Raw genomic sequence first — 21817 nt, 5'->3', positions numbered from 1 at the left:
CCCCGGCGCCGACCGGTGCGGCCGGGTCCCCAAGGTTCTACCAGAGACACCGAGGGCCCCGGTGCGGTGCACCGGGGCCCTCGGCTGTGGCGATCAGTCGATCGGCGTGGGATCAGTGGTGGCCGTGGCCGCTGGTGATCTCCTTGTACTCGTCCGCCGTGGGCTTGGGGATCTGGTTGTCCTCCCCGTAGAAACCGCGGGACAGCTTCGCCCGCAGCTTCTGGGCCATGCCTGCCTTGCGGACGACACCGTTCTCGTCGGTGCCGGCCTCCAGCTCGACGGGCTTGGGCTGCTCGTGCGAGGTGAGCGTGAACAGCTCCTCCTGCGACAGCGGCGCGTGCACCTCGATGAACTCGCCGTGCGGCAGTCGCTTGATCACACCGGTCTCGCGGCCGTGCAGGACCTTGTCCCGGTCACGGCGCTGCAGCGCCATGCAGATCCGCTTGGTCACGATGAACGTGATCACCGGCAGGACGAAGAACCCGATCCGGATCGTCCAGGTGATCGCGTTGATCGACAGGTGGAAGTGGGTCGCCCACAGGTCGTTGCCACCACCGACCAGGAGCAGCAGGTAGAGGCTGATGTAGGCGGCACCGATACCGGTGCGCACCGGCCGGTTGCGCGGGCGGTCGAGCAGGTGGTGCTCGCGCTTGTCACCGGTGACCCACGCCTCGATGAACGGGTAGAACATCGGGGCGGTGAGGATCAGGCCGAACAGCATCAGCGGGATGAACACGCCCAGGTTGAGCGTGTAGCCGCCCGGGATGACGAACTCCCAGCCCGGCATGATGCGGATCAGGCCCTCGGAGAAGCCCATGTACCAGTCGGGCTGCGCGTTGGTCGACACCTGGTCGGGCCGGTAGGGGCCGAGGGACCAGATGGGGTTGATCGTGGCGATCGCCGACATGGCGGCGATGACGCCGAAGACCAGGAAGAAGAAGCCGCCGGCCTTGGCCATGTAGACCGGCATCAGGGGCATGCCGACCACGTTGTTGTTCGTCCGGCCGGGGCCGGGGAACTGGGTGTGCTTGTGGTAGAAGACCAGGAACAGGTGGGCCACCAGCAGGCCCAGCATGATGCCCGGCAGCAGCAGCACGTGGATCGTGTAGAAGCGCGGGATGACGTCGGTGCCCGGGAACTCGCCGCCGAACAGGAACATCTGCAGGTAGGTACCGACGAGCGGCACCGACAGGACCGCGCCCTCCATGAACCGGACACCGGTGCCGGAGAGCAGGTCGTCCGGCAGGGAGTAGCCCAGGAAGCCGTCGAACATGCCCATCACGAGCAGCAGGAATCCGAAGACCCAGTTGATCTCGCGCGGCTTGCGGAACGCTCCGGTGAAGAACACGCGGAACATGTGCACCAGCATCGAGGCCACGAAGACGATGGCCGCCCAGTGGTGGACCTGACGCATCAGCAGGCCGCCGCGGACGTCGAAGCTGATCTCCACCGTGGAGGCGAAGGCCTCGGACATCGGGATGCCCTGCAGCGGCACGTAGGAGCCGTCGTAGACGACTTCCTGCATGCTCGGCTTGAAGAACAGCGTCAGGTACACACCCGTGAGGATGATGATGATGAAGCTGTAGAGCGCGACCTCACCCAGCATGAAGGACCAGTGGTCCGGGAAGATCTTGCGCAGGTTGGCCTTGGCGATCGTGTAGATGCCCAGGCGACCGTCGGCCCAGTCGGCGAGCTTCTCGCCCTTGCCGGCCGGCTGACGCTTGTCGTCGGCTGCGGTCGTAGTACTCATCCGCGCTCCCAGAAACTCGGGCCGACCGGCTCCTTGAAGTCGTCGAGCGCCTCGAGGTAGCCCTCACTGTTGACACCGATCCGCAGCTGCGGCAGGGGGTGGCCTGCCGGGCCGAAGATCACCCGGGCACCGTCGGCCAGGTCGAAGGTCGACTGGTGGCACGGGCACAGGACGTGGTGGGTCTGCTGCTCGTACAGGCTGATCGGGCAGCCGACGTGCGTGCAGATCTTGGAGAAGGCGACGATGCCCTCGTGGGACCAGTCCAGCTCACGCTTGTCCTTGATGTCCTCCGGCTCCAGCCGGACGAGCATCAGGGCGGCCTTGGCGAGCTCCTCCATGTAGTGGGGGTCGTCGTGCTCCAGGCCCTCGGGCACCGCGAAGGTCAGCGAGCCGACGGTGACGTCCTCGGCGCGCAGCGGCTCGTGGGTGTTCTGGTTGATGAGCAGCTTGCCCTTCTCCCAGGGGGTGTGCCGCAGCTTGTCCTCGGGCAGGGGGCCGAGGTCGCGCAGCAGCACGACGCCGGAGAGCGGCACCAGGGCCAGCGCGCCGAACATCGTGTTGCGGATCAGCTTGCGGCGGCCGAACTGGCTCTCCGCCGCACCCATCCGGAAGTCGGACAGGACCTGGGCCTTGGTCTCCGGAGTGGCCTCGATCGGGTGCCGCTCCTGGATGTGCTCCTCGTCCGACATCAGGGTGCGGGCCCAGTGGACCGCGCCCGCCCCGATGCAGAACAGGGAGATGCCCAGGGTCATGCCCAGCGCGAAGTTGAGCGCGCTGATGTTCCCCATCGGCCAGATGTAGGTGATCCGGTCGACCGGGATGGCCACGAAGGAGGCGATGAAGCCGATCGTCGCCAGCATGGACACGACGAACAGCAGCGCCACGGTGCGCTCGGACGACTTGGCCGCCCGCTCGTCGACGTCCTGGCGGCGGTGTTCGTGGGGCGGGAGGCCCGGATCGGCGAACGGGTCGCCGGCAGGCTCCACCGCGCCGTGGGAGACCCGCTCGCTCGGCAGGTGTTCTTCTGACACGTCTTTACTGGGTCCAGTCTCGCTGCTCATGACTTCTTTGCCTTTGTGGTCCGGGCCGCGACCCAGATGGCGACGACGATGAGGGCTCCGAGCCCGAAGATCCAGCCGAACAGGCCCTCGGAGACGGGGCCGAACCCACCCAGCGAGAGGCCGCCGGGGTTGGTGGCCTCCTTGCCGTTCATCTCGTCAACGTACGCGACGATGTCCCGCTTGTCCTCCGGGGGCATGACGCCGTCGGGGAAGGAGGGCATGTTCTGCGGGCCGACCAGCATGGCCTCGTAGATGTGCTTGTTCGACACGCCATCGAGAGCGGGGGCGTACTTGCCGTTGGTCAGCGCGCCGCCCTTGCCGGTGAAGTTGTGGCACTGGGCGCAGTTGGTGCGGAAGAGCTCTCCGCCGTTGGCGATGTCGGCGCCGGCCGGGTCGTACTGCTCCTCCTCCGGCACGGAGGGGCCCGGGCCGAGGGAGGCGATGTAGGCCCCGAGCTGGTCGGACTCGGCCTGGGTGTAGACCACCTTCTTGCGCGGCACCTGCGCGCCCGGCTGCTGGGCCGGCATGCGACCGGTCATGACCTGGAAGTCGACGTTGGCCGCGCCCACGCCGACCAGCGACGGACCGTCGCTGGTCCCCTGTCCGCCGGTGCCGTGGCAGCTGGAGCAGCCCACGGTGTACAGCTTCTTGCCCTCTTCGATGGCGAGGGACTGGGAGGTCTCGTCGGCCTGCGCCTTCTCGGCGGGGGCGAACGCGGCGTACAGCCCCCCGGTGGCCGCGAGCGCGAAGATTAGGACGACCAGCGCCGCCAGCGGGTGGCGCCGTCGTGCGGAGAGCTTTTTCACGGATTACCCCGGTGTCAGGATCTTCAGCGTCAATGTCTTCTGGCGGGTCTTCGCTATTACTTGATCATGTAGATCGTGGCGAAGAGGCCGATCCAGACGACGTCGACGAAGTGCCAGTAGTAGGACACGACGATGGCCGACGTGGCCTGTTCGTGAGTGAAGCGCCTGGCCGCGTACGTCCTGCCGAGGACCAGCAGGAAGGCGATCAGGCCGCCCGTCACGTGCAGCCCGTGGAAGCCGGTGGTCAGGTAGAAGGCCGAGCCGTAGGGGTCGGACGAGATCGTCAGCCCCTCGTGCTTGACCAGCTCCGAGTACTCGAAGACCTGGCCCCCGATGAAGACGGCTCCCATGATGAAGGTGATCACGAACCACAGGCGCAGCTTCCGCACGTCACCGCGCTCGGCGGCGAACACGCCGAGCTGGCAGGTCACGGAGGAGAGCACCAGGATCGTGGTGTTGGTCGCGGAGAACGGGAAGTTCAACGCGTCGGCGTGTTCCTTCCAGTACTCGGCGCCGGTCACCGATCGGAGGGTGAAGTACATCGCGAAGAGGGCCGCGAAGAACATCAGCTCGGAACTCAGCCAGATGATGGTTCCGACACTGACGAGGTTCGGTCGGTTGACCGACGGGTGCGCGTGCCCGGTTTCTACTGCAGTTGCTGTCGCCACGCTCGACATTATGTCGGTCCCTTATCCCGCTCTCACTTCGGGGGTCCCGTTCGGAGTGTCAAGGGGGTGCGGCGCACCGCGCGCCGCGGCCTCCGGCGGTCACCCGAAGGAGCGAACCGGGCGCCTTGAGCAGTGGCGACGGGCCCCGCGGGAGAACCCGCGGCCCCCGAACCCTCCTCCTGGGTGGCTCCGCCGGAGTAGCATCCGCAGCGTCCGGTCCGATCCCGACGAAGCGATCAGGGGGCGCAGTCCCATGGAGCCGACCGCCACGGTGCTGGTCTACAGCCACGACGCGAACACCCGCCAACAGGTCCGGCTCGCGATCGGCCGCAGGCCGGCCGCGGACCTGCCCCGGGTGGAGATCCTGGAGTGCGCGACGCTGCCGGCCGTTCTGACGGCCCTGGAGCAGGGCGGCGTGGACGCCTGCGTGCTCGACGGCGAGGCCGTCCCGGCCGGCGGGATGGGCGTCTGCCGGCAGATCAAGGACGAGATCTACCGCTGCCCGCCGGTGCTGCTGCTGATCGGACGCCCGCAGGACGCGTGGCTGGCCACCTGGAGCCGGGCGGACGCCACCGCGGTCCTCCCGGTGGACCCGGTGGCGCTGGCGCGCTCCCTCGCCGGGCTGCTGCGCGCCCGACTGGCGCCCGCCGTCGGCTGAGGGACCCGGGCGGCGCCCAGGACGGCCCCGCGGCGCGCCGGGTGGTTCCCGGCGCGCCGCCCGGCCGTCAGGCGTCGGCGCCGCCGAGCGCGCTGCCCGCGAGCCACTGCTGCCACTCCAGGTTCCAGTCGCCGAAGCCGTTGCCGAACGGCTCCATCTCGCCGCCCCCGCTGTTGACCACCCGGACGATGTCGCCGGGCCTGGTCTCGTGGAAGTACCAGCGGGCGTCCTCGGTGCTCATCCCGGTGCAGCCGTGGCTGACGTTCGCCACGCCCTGGGCGGCCACCGACCAGGGGGCCGCGTGCACGTACTCGCCGCTCCAGGTGACCCGGACCGCCCATTCGACGGGCAGGTCGTAGCTCTCCGGGCTGCCCTCGGGGATGCCGATGCTGGCGCCGGTCATCCGCACGAACGGCTCCTGGGCGAGGACGACCTTGACGCCGTTGCGGGTCTCGAAGCCGGGTTTGCCGGTGGTCACCGGGAAGGTGCGCAGCACCTTCCCGTCGCGGACGACCTTCATGGTGTGCGAGGCGGCGTCGATCACCGCCTCCGTCCTCGCCCCGGTGCGGAACTCCAGCTCCGGGTCCGGCCCCGCGTACAGGTCCCCGGCCACGCGGGCGCCGTCCAGTTGCGCGCGCACCCGGACGGTGGCGTGCGCGGGCCAGTAGGTGCGGGGGCGGTAGTGCAGGGTCCGGTCGTCGACCCAGTGCCAGGAGCCCTGTGCGGCGGCCGGCCGCGAGGTCACCTCCAGGCCCCGCTCGACCACGGCCCTGGCCCGGCGGTCCTCCACGGGCGCGCTGAGTTGCGCGGTGACGGGCTGCCCGACCCCGTACAGCCCCTCGGCCGGGCCCAGGGCGATGTCCAGGAGGTTGCCGGCCCGGGCCGTGCGGAACTCGTGGACGGCCGCGCCCCGGGCGCCGGAGGCGTCGACGGTGGTCACCCGGAGGGTGTAGCGCGCCTGTGAGGCCAGGGCGGACGTGCTGCGCCACGCGGTGCCGTCGCCGGTCAGTTCGCCCTCCACGGGGCGTCCTGAGCCGTCGGTGGCCCTCACGCCGGTGATCCTGTCGCCGGCCTCCTTCCGCACCGTCACCCGTACGGTCTCGCCGGGGTCGACGCCGTCGCCGGAGACGTTGTAGGAGACCAGGCCCGAGGCGTCCCGCAGTTCGGTGGAGGTGCGGCCGGTGCAGCCCGCGGCCGCCAGGGCGAGGGACGGCACCAGTAATGCGCAGCAGATCGCCGTGCGGCGACGGAATCCGTGTTCCATGGGCACATGCTAGGAACAGAAGGGCATTTCGGCATCAGATGACCATGACAACGGGCCGGGGCCCGGGCCGCCGCGACTGCGGTGACCCGGGCCCCGGCCCGTGTGCTGCGGAAGACCTGCTCAGTAGCGCTGGTCGGCTCCGCGGTAGTACTCGAAGACCCAGCCGAAGAGGCCGATCAGCAGCAGGGGCGCCGAGAAGAACGCCAGCCACCAGCCGACCGCGACGGACAGGAAGATGAACGCCCCGCCGAGCGCCAGGGCGAGCGGCTGCCAGCTGTGCGGGCTGAAGAAGCCCAGCTCGCCGGCGTCGTCCGAGACCTCGGCGTTCTCGCGGTCCTGGGCGCCGGTGTCCACCCGGCGCGCGGTGAACGCCAGGTAGTAGCCGATCATCACGCTCAGGCCGAACGACAGGAACAGGGCGGTGGTGCCCACCGGCTCCTTGGACCACAGTCCGTAGACGATGGCCATCGCCAGGAGGAAGAGGGACAGCCACAGGAACATGCGGCCCTGGATCTTCACTTCCGGTCCTCCTTGCGCTCAGCGGCACCGGCGGCACGGGTGCCGCTGTCGCCGTCGGCCTTCTCCTCGAGCTCCAGCGCGGCGGTCTCCGGGTGGCGGAGTGCGTCCCTGTCGGAGTTCTGCTCCAGCTCCATCGCCGCGATCTCCGGGTGGTGGAGGTCGAAGGCCGGCGATTCGGAGCGGATCCGCGGCAGGGTGAGGAAGTTGTGCCGCGGCGGCGGGCAGGAGGTCGCCCATTCGAGGGAGCGGCCGTAGCCCCAGGGGTCGTCGACCTCGATCTTCGGCGCGTACTTGGCGGTCTTCCACACGTTGTAGAAGAACGGCAGCATCGACAGGCCGAGCACGAAGGAGAAGATGGTCGACAGGCCGTTCAGGGTGGTGAACCCGTCCGCGGCCAGGTAGTCGGAGTAGCGGCGGGGCATGCCCTCGACACCCAGCCAGTGCTGCACCAGGAAGGTGCCGTGGAAGCCGACGAACAGGGTCCAGAAGGTGATCTTGCCCAGGCGCTCGTCGAGCATCTTGCCGGTGAACTTCGGCCACCAGAAGTGGAAGCCGGAGAACATCGCGAAGACCACGGTTCCGAAGACCACGTAGTGGAAGTGGGCCACCACGAAGTACGAGTCGGAGATGTGGAAGTCCAGCGGCGGCGAGGCCAGGATGACGCCGGTCAGACCGCCGAAGGTGAAGGTGATCAGGAAGCCGATCGCCCACAGCATCGGGGTCTCGAAGCTCAGCGACCCCTTCCACATCGTGCCGATCCAGTTGAAGAACTTCACACCGGTGGGCACCGCGATCAGGAACGTCATGAAGGAGAAGAACGGCAGCAGCACGCCGCCGGTGACGTACATGTGGTGCGCCCACACCGTGACCGACAGGCCGGCGATCGAGACGGTGGCCGCGATCAGGCCGATGTAGCCGAACATCGGCTTCCGGGAGAAGACCGGGACGACCTCGCTGATGATGCCGAAGAACGGCAGCGCGATGATGTAGACCTCGGGGTGCCCGAAGAACCAGAACAGGTGCTGCCACAGCAGCGCCCCGCCGTTGGCCGGGTCGAAGATGTGCGAACCGAACTTGCGGTCGGCCTCGAGGGCGAACAGCGCGGCGGCCAGGACCGGGAAGGCCAGCAGCACCAGCACGCTGGTGAGCAGGACGTTCCAGGTGAAGATCGACATGCGGAACATGGTCAGGCCGGGGGCCCGCATGCAGATGATCGTGGTGATGAAGTTGACCGAGCCGAGGATCGTTCCGAAGCCGGACATGCCCAGACCCATGATCCACAGGTCGGCGCCCAGGCCCGGCGAGCGGATGGCGTCGGACAGCGGGGTGTAGGCGAACCAGCCGAAGTCGGCCGCACCCTGCGGGGTGAGGAAGCCGCCCAGCGCGATCAGCGAGCCGAACAGGTACAGCCAGTAGGCGAACATGTTCAGCCGCGGGAACGCCACGTCGGGCGCGCCGATCTGCAGCGGCATGATCCAGTTGGCGAAGCCGGCGAACAGCGGGGTGGCGAACATCAGCAGCATCACCGTGCCGTGCATGGTGAATGCCTGGTTGAACTGCTCGTTCGTCATCACCTGCGTGCCCGGGCGGGCGAGCTCGGCGCGCATCAGCAGCGCCATGACGCCGCCGATGCAGAAGAACGCGAACGAGGTGACCAGGTACAGCGTGCCGATGGTCTTGTGGTCGGTGGTGGTGATCCACTTCACGACCGCGCTGCCGGGCTGCTTTCGCCGCACCGGGGGTGCGGGCGCGGCCGGTTCGGCCGCGACGGCACCCTGGGATTCCTTGAGGATGCTCACTGCTCACTCTCCGTCCGCTGGGTGCCAGACTCCTCCGCGGCACCCACGGTCTCGATGCCCGCCGGGACGTACCCGGTCTGGCCCTTGTCCTTCAGCGTCTTCAGGTGCGCCCGGTACTCCTCCGGGGAGACCACCTTGACGTTGAAGAGCATCCGGGCGTGGTCCACGCCGCAGAGCTCGGCACACTTGCCGACGAAGGTGCCCTCCTTGTTGGGGGTCACCTCGAAGACGTTGGTCTTGCCGGGGATGACGTCCATCTTGAACAGGAAGTTCGGCACCCAGAAGGAGTGGATGACGTCCCGCGAGCTGAGGATGAACTGGACGGTCTCGCCCTTGGGCAGGTACAGGACCGGCCCGGGGCTCGGGGCGCCCTTCACCTTGGTGGCGGGGATGCCCGCGTCGTAGACACCCTCGGCGCCCTTCGGGGCGTTGTCGAGCATCGTCTTCGGGAGCATGGCGACCTGGCTGGGCGTCTTGGCCGGCGTGGCCGGGTCCCCGTCCACGTCCTCCATGTAGTTGAACGCCCAGCTCCACTGGTAGCCGACCACGTTGACCACGTGCTGCGGCTTCTCGGAGGTCTTGAGCAGTTCGTTCTCGTCACGCGCGGTGAAGTAGAAGAGGACCGCGATGATGATGATCGGCACGACCGTGTACAGCGCCTCGATGGGCATGTTGTACCGGGTCTGCTGGGGGATCTCGATCTTGGTGCGGCTGCGCCTGTGGAAGAAGACGCTCCACAGGATCAGGCCGATGACCAGAGCGCCGACAGCGAAGGCAGCCGCCCAGGACCCCTGCCACAGGGACAGGATCCGAGGCGCCTGCTCCGTGGCGGGGCTGGGCATTCCGAGGCGGGGGAAGTCCTCGTATGTGCAACCGGTTGCGGTCGCAAGGACCAGGCCCGCGGCAAGCGCCTGCGGCAGCTTCCGCCGCATCGGGCGCCGCGACGAGCGGTCGGAGCCGTAGGGACTCACGTAGCGCCTTCCCGAGAGTCTCGCCCGCGTTCGGGGGCGGCCGCCGGCTGTTGGGCTGACGTTCCGTACCGGGCGCGAGCAGGGTGTGGATGTTTATGCGGACCAAACCCTACTGGACTCGATTTGAGGGTGCGCGGGCAGGTGGGGCTAACGCGCCGGGCGGCCTTCTCCGGGCCCCTCGAAGGAGTGGAGTGCCCGCCCCGCGGGGAGTTCTGACAGCCCGCCGGAGTCCTCGGCTACCGTTCCTCGACGTGCCCTACTTCGACGCCGCCTCCGCCGCCCCCCTGCACCCGGTAGCCCGGCAGGCCCTGCTCGCCGCGCTGGACGAGGGCTGGGCCGACCCCGCCAGGCTCCACCGCGAGGGCCGCCGCGCCCGGCTGCTGCTGGACGCGGCGCGGGAGACCGCCGCCGAGGCGGTCGGCTGCCGCCCCGACGAGCTGGTCTTCACCCCTTCGGGTACGGCCGCGGTGCACTCGGGCATGGCAGGGGCCCTCGCCGGCCGGCGGCGGGTCGGCCGCCGGCTGGTCGTCTCGTCCGTCGAGCACTCGTGCGTGCTGCACGCGGCCGAGGCCCACGAGGAGGCGGGGGGAGAGTTCCACCTCGCCCCGGTGGACCGCACCGGCCTGCTCGACCTGCCCGCCTTCCGCTCCCTGCTGAGCCCCGGCACCGCGCTGGCCTGCGTGCAGTCGGCCAACCACGAGACGGGCACGGTGCAGCCGGTGGCCGAGGCCGCGGCGGCCTGCCGGGAGGAGGGGGTGCCCCTGCTGGTCGACGCCGCCCAGTCGCTGGGCTGGGAGGCCCCGCCCGGAGGCTGGTCGCTGCTCACCGCCTCCGCGCACAAGTGGGGAGGCCCCCCGGGGATCGGGCTGCTGGCCGTGCGCAAGGGCACCCGCTTCTCCCCCGCCCGCCCGGTGGACGAGCGCGAGTCGGGCCGCTTCCCGGGCTTCCCCAACCTGCCCGCGGCGGTGGCGGCGGCCGCGTCGCTGCGGGCCGTCCGGCAGGAGGCGGCGGACGAGGCGGCCCGGCTGCGGGCACTGGTGGACCGGCTGCGGGCCCGCGTCCCCGCCCTCGTGCCGGACACGGAGGTGGTCGGCCACCCCGGCCGGCGCCTCCCCCACCTGGTGACCTTCTCCTGCCTGTACGTCGACGGCGAGGCGCTGCTGACGGAGCTGGACCGGGCCGGGTTCTCCGTCTCCTCGGGGTCGTCGTGCACCTCCGACACCCTGGTCCCCAGCCACGTGCTGAAGGCCATGGGGGTGCTGTCCGAGGGGAACGTCAGGGTGTCGCTGCCGCGCGGCACCTCCGAGGAGGACGTCGAGCGCTTCCTCGGCGTCCTGCCCGGGATCGTGGCCGGGGTCCGGTCCGCCCTCTCCGCCCCCGTCGCGGGCGGGCCGCGGGAGCAGGCCCCGCCGCAGGCACCGGAGGCACCGGAGGGGTCGCCGGATCAGGAAGAGACGCAGGAGCAGGAGGGACCGCCGGAGGGGGGCGGGCGGGCACCGGGCGGCGCCGCGGCGGTCGTCGACTCCCGGGGGAAGCGGTGCCCGATCCCGGTGATCGAGCTGGCCCGCAGGATCGGGGACGTCCCGCCGGGCCGGGTGGTCGCCGTGCTGTCCGACGACGAGGCCGCCCGCCTGGACGTCCCCGAGTGGTGCCGGATGCTGGGCCACGAGTACGTGGGCGAGACCCCCGCCGAGGGCGGGGGCACCGCCTACCTGGTGCGGCGCGCCCACGGGTGACCCCGGGGCGCGCCGTCCCGGTCAGCCCAGGTGCTCCCGGACCTCGGCGGCGGCCTCGTCGCCGTACGCCTTGGCGAAGCGCTCCATGAAGTGCCCGCGGCGCAGCTCGTACTCCTGGGTGCCCAGGGTCTCGATCACCAGGGTGGCCAGCATGCAGCCGAGCTGGGCCGAGCGCTCCGCGCCCAGCTTCCAGGACAGGCCCGCCAGGTATCCGGCCCGGAAGGCGTCGCCGACGCCCGTGGGGTCGACCTTGCGCTCCTCCTCGGGGCACCCGACGAGCACCGGGGCCTCGCCCGCCCGCTCCACGCGCGCCCCCCTGCTGCCGAGCGTGGTGACCCGGGTGCCGACGCGGCCGAGGATCTCCTCGTTCGTCCAGCCGGTCTTGTTCTCGATGAGCGCGCTCTCGTACTCGTTGGTGAACAGGTACTCGGCGCCCTCGACCAGCTGCCGGATGTCGTCGCCGCTCATGCGGGCGAGCTGCTGGGAGGGGTCGGCGGCGAAGGGGATCCCGCGCGAGCGGCACTCCTCGGTGTGGCGGAGCATCGCCTCGGGGTCGTTGGCCCCGACGATCACCATGTCCAGGCCGCCGATCCGGTCGGCGACCGGCTGGAGCTCGATGGAGCGGGCCTCGCTCATCGCGCCGGTGTAGAAGGACGCGATCTGGTTGTGGTCGTCGTCGGTGGTGCACACGAAGCGGGCGGTGTGGTGGACCTCGGAGATGTGCACCGAGGCGGTGTCGACGCCGTGCCGCTCCAGCCAGGAGCGGTACTCGGCGAAGTCCGCGCCGGCCGCGCCCACCAGGACCGGCCGCAGGCCGAGCAGCCCCATGCCGAACGCGATGTTGGGCCCCACCCCGCCGCGCCGCACGTCCAGGGTGTCGACCAGGAAGGAGAGGGAGACCGTGTGCAGCTGGTCGGCGACCAGCTGCTCGGAGAAGCGGCCGGGGAAGGTCATCAGGTGGTCGGTGGCGATGGAGCCGGTGACTGCTATGCGCACGACGGGATGCTCCTGGGACGGGGCGGCTGACTGACCGGTCAACGCTACCCGCAGGCGCCACCCGCTCCGACCCTGCGAAACTACCCGAAAGTAGGGCTTTCTTCGGGGATGGGGTGTGCGTAGGGTCACGAACATCACCCCCGATCCCTGTGGGAGTTCCGCATGGCCCAGCACGTGACGTCCTCCTCGTTCCCCGCTCCGGACGATCCCGAGTCCCTCGACGAACTGGTCGGCGACTGCCGCCGGATGGCTCCCCGCTGGACCTCCCACGCCCCCGTGCGCCCCGTGCACTCCCCGCCCTCGCACATCCACGGGGTCACCGTTCCGGAGAAGTCCGCGCACCTGCTGGACGGCATGTCCGACTACGGCGACTGACGCCTCCCGGTCCGCCCCCGGTGCCTTCCGGTCCGTTCCCGGCGTCTTGCTCCGTCCGGGTGGAACCGACCGGTCCGCCGTCCCGTCCAACCCGTGCCCCGGGCAAGGGGAACGAAGCCGACGGGATCGACGCGGAACCGAAGGAGCACCACTGTGGCCAGCGAGCAGACGCCCCAGGACCGGCCGGACGAGGCCCCCGCCGACACCGGCGCCGCCCCCGGTGACGCCGGCACCGCCCCCGAGGCTGCCGGCAGCGGCACCGACGACGTCACCTCGCCCTCTTCCGCCGCCGCCACCGCCTCCGGCCCGCCCCGGCGCCGCCGGAGCCGGGCGACGGTGGCCGCCGTCGCGGCGGCGGTGCTGCTGGCCGGCGGGGGCAGCGCCTACTGGGCGGCGACGGCGGACGGCGGCCCGGCCGGGTCCTCCTCCCCCGCCGCGGGCGGGGAGCGGCCCGAGCCGCTGCGGATCGACGGCCCGCCCGGGGCCGGGGGGCCGCCCGGGCAGATCGCCCCGGGCGAGCCCGACCCGAACGGGGCCGTCTACCGGGCCACCGGCAAGCTGCCCGAGGGCCCGGACAGCGCGCACGTGTACACCACCGCGGGGAAGGTGCCGCGCCAGGACGTGGTGCGGCTCGCGAAGGCCCTGGGCCTGAAGGGCTCCCCCCGGCTGGCCGACGGCACGTGGTCGTTGCCCGGGGACCCGGGCGAGGGCCCCTCCCTGCAGGTGACCGAGGGGTCGCCCGGCAACTGGACGTTCTCCCGGCCGGGCGCCACCGGCGGCGACCCGGTCTCCGCCGAGCGGGCGGAGCGGGCGGCAGCCCCGCTGTGGAAGGCCCTCGGACTTCAGGACCCGGAGGTCGACGCGTCCGCCACCTCTGGCGCGGTGCGCACGGTGACCGCCTCCCCCGAGGTGGGCGGGCTGCCCACCGAGGGCCGGGAGGCCGGGGCCCAGATCGGCCCGGACGGGGAGGTCGTCAGCGCCCACGGGATGCTGGCCGCGCTGCAGGAGAAGCCCGGCGCCTACCCGGTGATCAGTGCGAAGAAGGCCCTGGAGCTGCTGAACGCCGGCGCACCCGGTGACGACCTGGGGATCGCCTCCTGTCCCTCGGCCCCCGTGCCGCCGCCCTCCGACCCGAAGAAGGAGGCGCCCGGGCCCGGCGAGGTCGCACCGTGCGTGCCCTCGAAGGCGCCGGTGCAGGAGGTGCGGGGCGCCAGGTTCGGCCTGTCGGCGCAGTCCGTGGAGGGGCGCCAGGCGCTGGTGCCGTCCTGGCTGTTCGACGTGGCCCAGCCCGGGGTGGAGCGGACCCACCCGGTGGCGCAGATCGCAGTGGACCCGCGGTACCTCGACGTCCCGCCGCAGGAGGACCCCTCGGCCCCGGCCGGCGGGGACGTCGGCGCCGGTGCGGGCACGTCCCCGGAGCCGCTGTCGTACAGCGCGGACGGGCGGACGCTGACCCTGTACTTCTGGGGCGGGGTGTGCAACACCTACCGGGCCGTCGCCGAGGAGTCGGCCGACCGGGTGACGGTGGAGATCTCCGGGAGGCCCGACCGTCCCGACCGGGCCTGCATCATGATCGCCGAGCGCACCTCGGTGGAGGTCCGGCTGGACGAGCCGCTGGGCGACCGGGCCGTGGTGGAGGCCGGCAGCGGCGACCCGGTCCCGGCCCGTTCGGGCGGGGCCGCGAAGGAGCAGGGGGAGGACGCCCGCTGACGGGGCGCCCCGGCCGGTGGGGCCGGGGCGTGCGAAGGGCGGCCGCCCCGGGGGACGGCCGCCCTTCGCGCGTGCTGCGCGGGCGTGCCCGGCAAGGCGCCGGGCGGCGGGGTCAGCTGAAGGAGTCGCCGCAGGCGCAGGAGCCGGTGGCGTTGGGGTTGTCGATGGTGAAGCCCTGCTTCTCGATGGTGTCGACGAAGTCGATCGAGGCGCCGCCGAGGTAGGGGCGCTCATCCGGTCGGTCACCACGCGGACGCCGTCGAAGTCCTTGACGACGTCGCCGTCGAGGGAGCGCTCGTCGAAGAACAGCTGGTAGCGCAGACCGGAGCATCCGCCGGGCTGGACGGCCACCCGCAGTGCCAGGTCCTCGCGGCCCTCCTGCTCGAGCAGGCTCTTGACCTTGGCCGCGGCCGCATCGGACAGGATGATGCCGTCGTTGGTGGTCGTCTCGTCCTGAACGGTCATCTCGGTTTCACTCCCGGGTTGTACGGACTGCTGCCGCGGGCTTCAACTCGCGGCGCCCCGGATTCATTCCGGGCAGAAGCATGTTCCTGTCCTCATGCTCGCACACCCTGCCGGGCCCGGTCATGCCCGCGAGGGCGGTCCCGCAGGGCGATGCGTCACATTGACACGAGGGGCATCGTCAGCATGACGCAAAGCGGTTATCATAGATAACGTCATTTAGACGAAAAGCGGTGCCTGATCTCCATGAAGAAGGTGCATGACGTGACCGCCACCCCCCTCGACGTCCAGCCGACGCCGCTCGCCCTGCTTCTCCTCGGCCGCGAGGCCGACCCGAAGAGCGAGCGCGGGGTGGAGTGTCCCGGCGACCTGCCCGCCGCCTCCGACCCGGACCTGGTCGAGCGCGCCCGCGCCGCCAAGGCGAAGCTCGGCGACAAGGTCTTCGTGCTGGGCCACCACTACCAGCGGGACGAGGTGATCCAGTTCGCGGACGTCACCGGCGACTCGTTCAAGCTCGCCCGGGACGCCGCGGCCCGCCCGCAGGCCGAGTACATCGTCTTCTGCGGCGTGCACTTCATGGCCGAGTCCGCCGACATCCTCACCCGCGACGACCAGCAGGTCGTCCTGCCCGACCTGGCCGCCGGCTGTTCGATGGCCGACATGGCCACCGCCGAGCAGGTCGCCGAGTGCTGGGACGTGCTGACCGAGGCGGGCGTGGCGCAGGACACCGTGCCCGTCTCGTACATGAACTCCTCCGCCGACATCAAGGCCTTCACCGGGCGCCACGGCGGCACCATATGCACCTCCTCCAACGCGAAGCGGGCCCTGGAGTGGGCCTTCGGGCAGGGCGAGAAGGTCCTCTTCCTCCCCGACCAGCACCTCGGCCGCAACACCGCCGTGCGCGACCTCGGGATGTCCCTGGACGACTGCGTCGTCTACAACCCGCACAAGCCCGGCGGCGGTCTCACCGCCGAGCAGCTGCGGAACGCGAAAATGATCCTGTGGCGCGGCCACTGCTCGGTGCACGGCCGCTTCGGCCTCGACTCGGTCGCCGACGTGCGCGAGCGCATCCCCGGCGTCAACGTGCTGGTCCACCCCGAGTGCAAGCACGAGGTGGTGGCCGCGGCGGACCACGTGGGGTCCACCGAGTACATCATCAAGACCCTCGACGCCGCCCCGGCCGGCTCGGCCTGGGCCATCGGCACCGAGCTGAACCTGGTGCGCCGGCTGGCCAACGCGCACCCGGACAAGCAGATCGTCTTCCTCGACAAGACCGTCTGCTTCTGCTCGACGATGAACCGCATCGACCTGCCGCACCTGGTGTGGGCTCTGGAGTCCCTCGCCGAGGGCAACGTGGTCAACCGCATCCGGGTCGACGAGGAGACCGAGCACTTCGCCAAGCTCGCCCTGGAGCGCATGCTGGCCCTGCCGTAGCGGGGAGCGGAAACGACGGGACCGCCCCGTCGGCCGCCGGCACTGCTGCCGGACTGCCGACGGGGCGGTCCCGTCCCCGTACCTGTTTCCTGCGGCGCCTACCGGGTCACACCCCGGCGGGCTCCGGGTCGCGCTCGCGCTCGCCGGCTCCCGCGCCGGCCTTCGCCCGCGCGGCCTCCTTCTTCGCGTGCCGCTTCTCCCTGCGGGTCTCGACCATCGTGTAGAGGGTCGGGACCAGCACCAGGGTGAGCACCGTGGAGCTGACCAGGCCGCCGATGACCACCACGGCCAGCGGCTGCGCGATGAAGCCCCCGCCGCCGGTGACGCCCATCGCCATGGGGACCAGCGCGAAGATCGTCGCCAGGGCGGTCATCAGGATCGGCCGCAGACGGTGCCGTCCGCCCTCGACCACCGCCTCGTGGATGCCCAGGCCCTGGTCCCGGTACTGGTTGATCAGGTCGATCAGCACGATCGCGTTGGTGACCACGATGCCGATGAGCATCAGCATGCCGATCAGCGACGGCACGCCCAGCGGGATGCCGGTGACCAGCAGCAGGCCGATCGCGCCGGTGGCCGCGAACGGGATCGAGACCAGCAGGATCAGCGGCTGCACCAGGCTGCGGAAGGTCCCCACCAGCAGCAGGAAGACGATCGCGACCGCGGCCAGCATGGCCAGGAAGAGGTTGGTGAACGCCTCGTCCTGGTCGGAGGAGACACCGCCGATCTCGGCGGTGGCGCCCTCGGGCAGGTCCAGGCCGGCGATCACCGACTGCAGCTCGGTACTGGCCGCGCCGACGTTCTCACCGGTCGGGGTGGCGGTGACGGTCGCACTGCGGGCCCCGTCGATCCGGGTCAGCTGCACCGGCCCGGGGACCTCGGCGACCTTCGCGACCTTCTCCAGCCGGACCTCGCCCGCCGCGGTGGCCAGCTTCAGGTCCTTCAGCTCCTCCACCGTCCGCGGGGCGTCCTGGGTGCGCACCAGGACGTCGCGCTGGGTGTCGTCGAGCACCGCGGTGGCGGCCCGGGTGCCGTCGACCGCCTGGGCGACAGCCTGCCCGATCGCGGTCTCGGTCAGCCCGAGGCGGGCGGCCTCGGCCGGCTTCGCGCTCACCTTCACGCGCGGCACGCTCTGCGAGAGGTCGCTGGTGACGTCGGTGACGTCGTCCATCCCTGCGACCGCCTCGCGCACGGCCTCCGACGCGGTGCGCAGGGTCTTCGCGTCCGGGGCCTTGACCACGACCGACAGGTCCTGGCCGCCGAAGCCGCCGTCGGCGGAGACCGTGGTGGTGCCGGTGCCCTCCAGGGCCTCCAGGCCCTCGCGCAGGTCCTCCACCATCTCCTGGCTGCGCGAGGAGTCCTCCAGGCGCACCGAGTAGCTGACCTGGTTGGTGCCGCTGCCGCCGCCGAAGGCGGCCATCATGCCGGCCGACCCGACGTTGGCCTGGTAGGCGGCCACCCCGTCGAGGTCCTCGAGCATCGCCTCGACCTTCTTCGCGGCCGCGTCGGTCGTCTCCAGGGAGGTGCCCGGCTCCAGCTCCTGCCGGATCGAGACGGCGTCCTGGTCGCCGTTGGCGAAGAAGTTGGTCTTCAGCAGGGGCACCAGGGCGATCGTGCCGGCGAAGACCGCGGCCGCGAGCAGCAGGCTGACGACCCGCCGGCGGGTGGCGAACTCCAGCACCGGCAGGTAGGCGCGCTGGAGCAGGCTGCGGGCCTCCTTCTCCTCCGCCTCGCGGCGAAGCGCCTCGGCCTCGGCGGTGTCCGCCGGCCGCGGCGCCTTGAGGAACCAGTACGACAGCACCGGCACGATGGTCAGCGACACCAGCAGCGAGGCCAGCAGCGCGACGGTGACGGTGATCGAGAACGAGCCGAACAGCTCGCCGACCATGCCGCCGACCAGCCCGATCGGCAGGAAGACGGCGACGGTGGTCAGCGTCGAGGAGGTCACCGCACCGGCGACCTCGCGCACCGCGGTCAGGATCGCCGCCGTGCGCTCCTCGCCGTAGCCGAGGTGGCGCTTGATGTTCTCCAGGACCACGATCGAGTCGTCCACGACCCGGCCGACGGCGATGGTCAGCGCGCCCAGGGTGAGCATGTTGAGCGACAGGTCACGGGTCCACAGCACGATCAGCGTCAGCAGCACCGACAGCGGGATGGACACCGCGGTGACCACGGTGGAGCGCAGCGAGGCGAGGAAGACCAGGATCACCACGACGGCCATCACCAGGCCGAGCATGCCCTCGGTGGTCAGTCCCTCGACGGCCTTCGACACCGCCGGGCCCTGGTCACTGACCACGGTCAGCTCGGCACCGGCGCCCAGGGAGCGCTCCAGGTCGGCCAGCTGCGCCGCGACCTCCTCCGAGACCGTGACGGCGCTGCCGTCGCGGTCCAGGGTCAGGCTGATGCCCAGGCTCGGCTCGCCGTTGGTGCGGGTCAGCGAGGCCGCCTTGGCGTCCGACTCCTTCACCTCGGCGACGTCGCCGAGGCGTACCGGCTTCGCGGCGGGGGCGCCGGCGCGCGCACCCGCACCCGCGGAGGCGGGTGCGGGGGCCGGAGCCAGCCGCAGGTCCTCGATCTGCTCCAGCGAGCCGTACTCGCTCCCGGTCTGGACGGTCAGGCTGCGGCCGTCCTCGGAGAAGGAGCCCGCCGGCACCTGCTTGCCGCCCGCGGACAGCGCCTGGACGACGGAGGCGGACGACAGGCCCGCCCTCGCCAGCTTCTTCGCGTCCGGGGTGACGGTGACGACCCGCTCCCGCACGCCGGTGACCGTGACCCGGCCCACTCCGTCGATGTCGTCGAGCACCGGGACCACCGTGCGGTCGACGGCGTCCGCGAGCGCCTGCTGGTCCCGCGGCGAGGTCGCGGCGAGCACGACCGTGGGCAGGTCGTCGGTGCCGCCGGAGAGCACCTGGGGGTCGACGCCGTCGGGCAGCGTGGCCCGCACCCGGTTGACGGCCTGCTGGACGTCCGTGATCAGCCGGTCCCCGCCGTTGCCGTACTCGAACTGCGCCACGACGGCCGCGGAGCCCTCGCTCGCGGTGGAGGTCACGCCGGTGATGCCGTCGACGGCCTTGACGGCGTTCTCCAGCGGCTCGACGACCTGCTTCTCCACCACGTCCGGCGCCGCGCCCGGGTAGGGGGCGACCACGGAGACCATGGGCAGGTCGATGGACGGCAGCAGCTGCTGCTTCAGCTGGGGTATCGCGATCGTGCCGAAGACGACGGCGACGATCGCCATCAACGCGATCAGGCCCCGCTGTACGAGGCTGATTCGGGACAGCCAGGACATCGTGGTGAGGTCTCTTCTCTTGTCTGCGGGTGGGTGCGTGGTGCCGGGGCCGGCCGCGGGGCGGCCGTGCGTGCTGCCCGGGCCGCACGGTCCACCGGGACCGGGCGGTCCGCCGGGCCGTGCGGAAGGGAGCACGGGGCTCCGCCCCGGCAGGCCGGTGTGCCGGTGTGCCGGTGTGCCGGTCCAGTGTCTCCCGGCGGCCGGACCGCTCTCGTCCACCCCAGGCATGCCCTTGCCCCCGCGGCGTACAGCGAACGCAGTACGCCGCCGGCTCACAGTCCCTGCGGCCGCACCAGGCCCGACTCGTAGGCGATGACGACCAGCTGGGCCCGGTCCCGCGCGCCGAGCTTGGCCATCGCCCGGTTCACGTGCGTCTTCACCGTCAGCGGGCTGACCTCCAGCCGTGCGGCGATCTCGTCGTTGGACAGCCCGGCCGCCACCACGGTGAGCACCTCGCGCTCACGGGCGGTCAGTGCCTCCAGCGACGGCGGCCGGAACCCGGTGGCGGACGCGGCCCGCCGGCCGACGACGTGGGCGATCAGCCCCTTGGTCGCCGCCGGGGACAGCAGGGCGTCGCCCGCGGCGACGGTGCGGACCGCCGTCAGCAGGTCCCCGGGCTCGACGCCCTTGCCGAGGAAGCCGCTCGCCCCCGCCCGCAGGGCCTCCACCACGTACTCGTCCACCTCGAAGGTGGTCAGGATCAGCACCCGCACGCCCGCCAGCTCCTCGTCGGCGCAGATCGCACGGGTGGCCGCCAGCCCGTCGGTGCCCGGCATGCGGATGTCCATCAGGACCACGTCGGCGCGCTCCCGGCGGGCCAGTTCGACGGCCTGCGCGCCGTCGCACGCCTCGCCCACGACCTCCATGTCCGGTTCGGACTCCACCAGCATCCGGAACGCGCCGCGCAGCAGCGCCTGGTCGTCGGCGAGCAGGACCCTGATCGTCACCGCCCCTCCTCCAGCGGCAGGACGACCCGCACGCGGTAGCCGCCGCCCGGGCGCGGGCCCGCCTCGCAGGAGCCGCCCAGGGCGGCGGCCCGCTCGCGCATGCCCACCAGCCCGTGGCCCCCGGCCCCTTTGTGCGGTGCGGACGCGACCCCGTCGTCGAGCACGGTGATCTCCAGTTCCTCGGGGCCGCGCCGCACGGACACCTGCGCCGAGGCGTGCGGTCCGGCGTGCTTGTGCACGTTCGTCAGCGACTCCTGCACCACGCGGTAGGCGGCCAGGCCGACCGCGGCGGGCAGGGGCGCCGGCCGCGCGGCGGGAGCAGCCGGCCCGGCGGGGACGGCGCTGCCGACGGGCGCGGCACCGGCGGGCGCGGCGCCGGTGAGGGTGACCGACACCGGCAGTCCGGCCCGGGCGAAGGACTCCACCAGCCGGTCCAGGTCGGACAGGCCGGGGACCGGTTCCGTGGGCGCCTCGTCGTCCCCGCTCTGGCGCAGCAGCCCCACGGTGGCCCGCAGCTCCTCCAGCGCCGAGCGGCCCCCCTCCCGCACGTGCGCCAGGGCCTGCCGGGCCTGGTCGGGGCGCGAGTCCATCAGGTGGGCCGCCACCCCGGCCTGCACGTTGACCAGCGCGATGTGGTGCGCCACCACGTCGTGCAGCTCGCGGGCGATCCGCATCCGCTCCTCGGTGACCCGTCTGCGGGCCTCCTCCTCGCGGGTGCGCTCGGCCCTCTCGGCCCGCTCCTCGACCGCGGCGACGTACGCGCGGCGGCTGCGCACCGCGTCGCCCGCGGCGGCGGCCAGCCCCGTCCAGGCGAGCAGGCCGAGGTTCTCCGCGGACATCCACGGGCCGGGCCCCAGCAGCATGGCGGCGGCGGCCGTGACCCCGGCGGTGAGCGCGGTGATGCGCCGGGCGGTGGGCCGGTCGGTGCGGGAGGCGACCGTGTACAGCGCCACCACCGCCGTCATCATCACCGGGGCGCGCGCGGTGTCGGGGGCCAGCGCCAGGTCGGCGACCCCGGCCGCCGCGGTGACGGCGAGCACCGCGCGGGGCCGTCGGCGGCGCAGCGCCAGCGCCGCGCAGGCCACCAGGGCCAGGACGACGGTGGACGCGTGCAGCCCGGAGGCGCCGACGGACACCGGCACGGGCGGCGGGCGGTGCGGCCTGATCGTGGCCGTCACCAGCACGAGCGCCAGGAACGCCGCCGCCAGGGCGCCGTCCAGCAGGTGGGGGTGCGACCGCGCTCGGCGGCGCCAGGAGTGCAGGCGGTCCACGGCACGAAACCGTACAGCGGGCGCGGGCGGGCCCCGGAGCGCGGGGGTGACGCCCGGGGACGGGGCGGGGCCGGCCCGGGACCGGGCCGAGGGGGCCGGGCGGG

At 71.9% G+C, this 21817-nt stretch carries 17 protein-coding genes and 1 pseudogene; 5 read left to right on the top strand and 13 right to left on the bottom strand.

Annotated elements, in window-relative coordinates:
* Positions 1–112: 112 nt before the first annotated feature.
* The 4 genes from GQS52_RS20640 to GQS52_RS20625 are packed head-to-tail and all read right to left on the bottom strand — an operon-like array spanning position 113 to position 4294.
* On the bottom strand, positions 113–1750 hold the full coding sequence (locus tag GQS52_RS20640) for a ubiquinol-cytochrome c reductase cytochrome b subunit (protein WP_182314839.1): 1638 nt from the start codon (positions 1748–1750) through the stop codon (positions 113–115).
* A complete protein-coding gene (locus GQS52_RS20635; RefSeq protein WP_182314838.1) occupies positions 1747–2811 on the bottom strand; it encodes a Rieske 2Fe-2S domain-containing protein in 1065 nt (354 codons plus the stop codon). Before GQS52_RS20635 ends, GQS52_RS20640 begins: the two co-directional genes overlap by 4 nt.
* On the bottom strand, positions 2808–3617 hold the full coding sequence (locus tag GQS52_RS20630; protein WP_182314837.1) for a c-type cytochrome: 810 nt from the start codon (positions 3615–3617) through the stop codon (positions 2808–2810). Before GQS52_RS20630 ends, GQS52_RS20635 begins: the two co-directional genes overlap by 4 nt.
* A 56-nt stretch (positions 3618–3673) precedes the next feature.
* On the bottom strand, positions 3674–4294 hold the full coding sequence (locus tag GQS52_RS20625; RefSeq protein ID WP_182314836.1) for a heme-copper oxidase subunit III: 621 nt from the start codon (positions 4292–4294) through the stop codon (positions 3674–3676).
* 244 nt (positions 4295–4538) lie between these two features.
* Here GQS52_RS20625 and GQS52_RS20620 point away from each other — a divergent pair, with 244 nt between their 5' ends.
* Positions 4539–4943, top strand: a complete 405-nt coding sequence (locus tag GQS52_RS20620) for a hypothetical protein (RefSeq protein ID WP_182314835.1) — start codon at positions 4539–4541, stop codon at positions 4941–4943.
* 67 nt (positions 4944–5010) lie between these two features.
* Here GQS52_RS20620 and GQS52_RS20615 read toward each other — a convergent pair whose 3' ends face one another.
* The 4 genes from GQS52_RS20615 to coxB all read right to left on the bottom strand — a co-directional run bounded on the left by GQS52_RS20615 (position 5011) and on the right by coxB (position 9496).
* Positions 5011–6207, bottom strand: coding sequence for an Ig-like domain-containing protein (locus GQS52_RS20615; RefSeq protein ID WP_182314834.1), 1197 nt, complete (start codon positions 6205–6207; stop codon positions 5011–5013).
* A gap of 120 nt (positions 6208–6327) precedes the next feature.
* Positions 6328–6726 carry a cytochrome c oxidase subunit 4 gene (locus GQS52_RS20610; protein WP_182314833.1) on the bottom strand — a complete coding sequence of 133 codons (399 nt, stop codon included), beginning with the start codon at positions 6724–6726 and terminating at the stop codon, positions 6328–6330.
* Entirely contained in the window at positions 6723–8525 is a 1803-nt protein-coding gene (gene ctaD, locus GQS52_RS20605) for a cytochrome c oxidase subunit I (RefSeq protein WP_259370882.1), read from the bottom strand. The genes GQS52_RS20610 and ctaD overlap by 4 nt, the downstream gene beginning before the upstream one ends.
* Complete coding sequence (coxB, locus tag GQS52_RS20600; protein WP_182314832.1) at positions 8522–9496, bottom strand: cytochrome c oxidase subunit II; 975 nt, start codon at positions 9494–9496, stop codon at positions 8522–8524. Before coxB ends, ctaD begins: the two co-directional genes overlap by 4 nt.
* Before the next feature lie 251 nt (positions 9497–9747).
* Here coxB and GQS52_RS20595 point away from each other — a divergent pair, with 251 nt between their 5' ends.
* Entirely contained in the window at positions 9748–11232 is a 1485-nt protein-coding gene (locus GQS52_RS20595) for a cysteine desulfurase/sulfurtransferase TusA family protein (RefSeq protein ID WP_182314831.1), read from the top strand.
* 21 nt (positions 11233–11253) lie between these two features.
* Here GQS52_RS20595 and GQS52_RS20590 read toward each other — a convergent pair whose 3' ends face one another.
* Positions 11254–12228 (bottom strand): carbohydrate kinase family protein, encoded by a 975-nt coding sequence (locus GQS52_RS20590; protein WP_182314830.1) that lies wholly within the window; start codon positions 12226–12228, stop codon positions 11254–11256.
* Positions 12229–12390: 162 nt separating this feature from the next.
* Here GQS52_RS20590 and GQS52_RS20585 point away from each other — a divergent pair, with 162 nt between their 5' ends.
* Positions 12391–12603, top strand: a complete 213-nt coding sequence (locus tag GQS52_RS20585; RefSeq protein WP_182314829.1) for a hypothetical protein — start codon at positions 12391–12393, stop codon at positions 12601–12603.
* A 153-nt stretch (positions 12604–12756) separates the two neighbouring features.
* A complete protein-coding gene (locus GQS52_RS20580; RefSeq protein WP_182314828.1) occupies positions 12757–14313 on the top strand; it encodes a hypothetical protein in 1557 nt (518 codons plus the stop codon).
* A 112-nt stretch (positions 14314–14425) separates the two neighbouring features.
* Here the strand turns inward: GQS52_RS20580 and erpA are convergent.
* Positions 14426–14778 (bottom strand): annotated as a pseudogene (erpA, locus tag GQS52_RS20575) (iron-sulfur cluster insertion protein ErpA).
* A gap of 261 nt (positions 14779–15039) precedes the next feature.
* Between erpA and nadA the strand changes: the two are divergent.
* Positions 15040–16209, top strand: a complete 1170-nt coding sequence (nadA, locus tag GQS52_RS20570; RefSeq protein WP_259370881.1) for a quinolinate synthase NadA — start codon at positions 15040–15042, stop codon at positions 16207–16209.
* Positions 16210–16315: 106 nt separating this feature from the next.
* On the opposite strand, the gene GQS52_RS20565 is transcribed toward nadA, so the two are convergent.
* The 3 genes from GQS52_RS20565 to GQS52_RS20555 form a co-directional block, all read right to left on the bottom strand.
* Complete coding sequence (locus GQS52_RS20565; protein WP_182314826.1) at positions 16316–19495, bottom strand: efflux RND transporter permease subunit; 3180 nt, start codon at positions 19493–19495, stop codon at positions 16316–16318.
* 272 nt (positions 19496–19767) lie between these two features.
* Positions 19768–20442: a response regulator transcription factor gene (locus GQS52_RS20560; RefSeq protein ID WP_182314825.1), complete on the bottom strand. Its 675-nt coding sequence runs from the start codon at positions 20440–20442 to the stop codon at positions 19768–19770.
* The gene (locus GQS52_RS20555) at positions 20439–21713 is read right to left on the bottom strand and encodes a histidine kinase (protein WP_182314824.1); all 1275 of its coding nucleotides are present in this window, start codon (positions 21711–21713) and stop codon (positions 20439–20441) included. The genes GQS52_RS20560 and GQS52_RS20555 overlap by 4 nt, the downstream gene beginning before the upstream one ends.
* Positions 21714–21817 lie beyond the last annotated feature (104 nt).

It is taken from the genome of Streptomyces sp. SCUT-3 (assembly GCF_014083985.1).
Classification (GTDB): Bacteria; Actinomycetota; Actinomycetes; order Streptomycetales; family Streptomycetaceae; genus Streptomyces_H; species Streptomyces_H thermolineatus.
The sequence above is the reverse complement of the archived record's forward strand: the minus strand, read 5'-3'. Positions and strand labels throughout refer to the sequence as shown.

Coding starts and splice junctions, on each gene's coding strand:
- GQS52_RS20640 (WP_182314839.1), bottom strand. CDS start 1,750: ATGAGTACTACGACCGCAGCCGACGACAAGCGTCAGCCGGCCGGCAAG.
- GQS52_RS20635 (WP_182314838.1), bottom strand. CDS start 2,811: ATGAGCAGCGAGACTGGACCCAGTAAAGACGTGTCAGAAGAACACCTG.
- GQS52_RS20625 (WP_182314836.1), bottom strand. CDS start 4,294: ATGTCGAGCGTGGCGACAGCAACTGCAGTAGAAACCGGGCACGCGCAC.
- GQS52_RS20565 (WP_182314826.1), bottom strand. CDS start 19,495: ATGTCCTGGCTGTCCCGAATCAGCCTCGTACAGCGGGGCCTGATCGCG.
- GQS52_RS20615 (WP_182314834.1), bottom strand. CDS start 6,207: ATGGAACACGGATTCCGTCGCCGCACGGCGATCTGCTGCGCATTACTG.
- GQS52_RS20620 (WP_182314835.1), top strand. CDS start 4,539: ATGGAGCCGACCGCCACGGTGCTGGTCTACAGCCACGACGCGAACACC.
- GQS52_RS20585 (WP_182314829.1), top strand. CDS start 12,391: ATGGCCCAGCACGTGACGTCCTCCTCGTTCCCCGCTCCGGACGATCCC.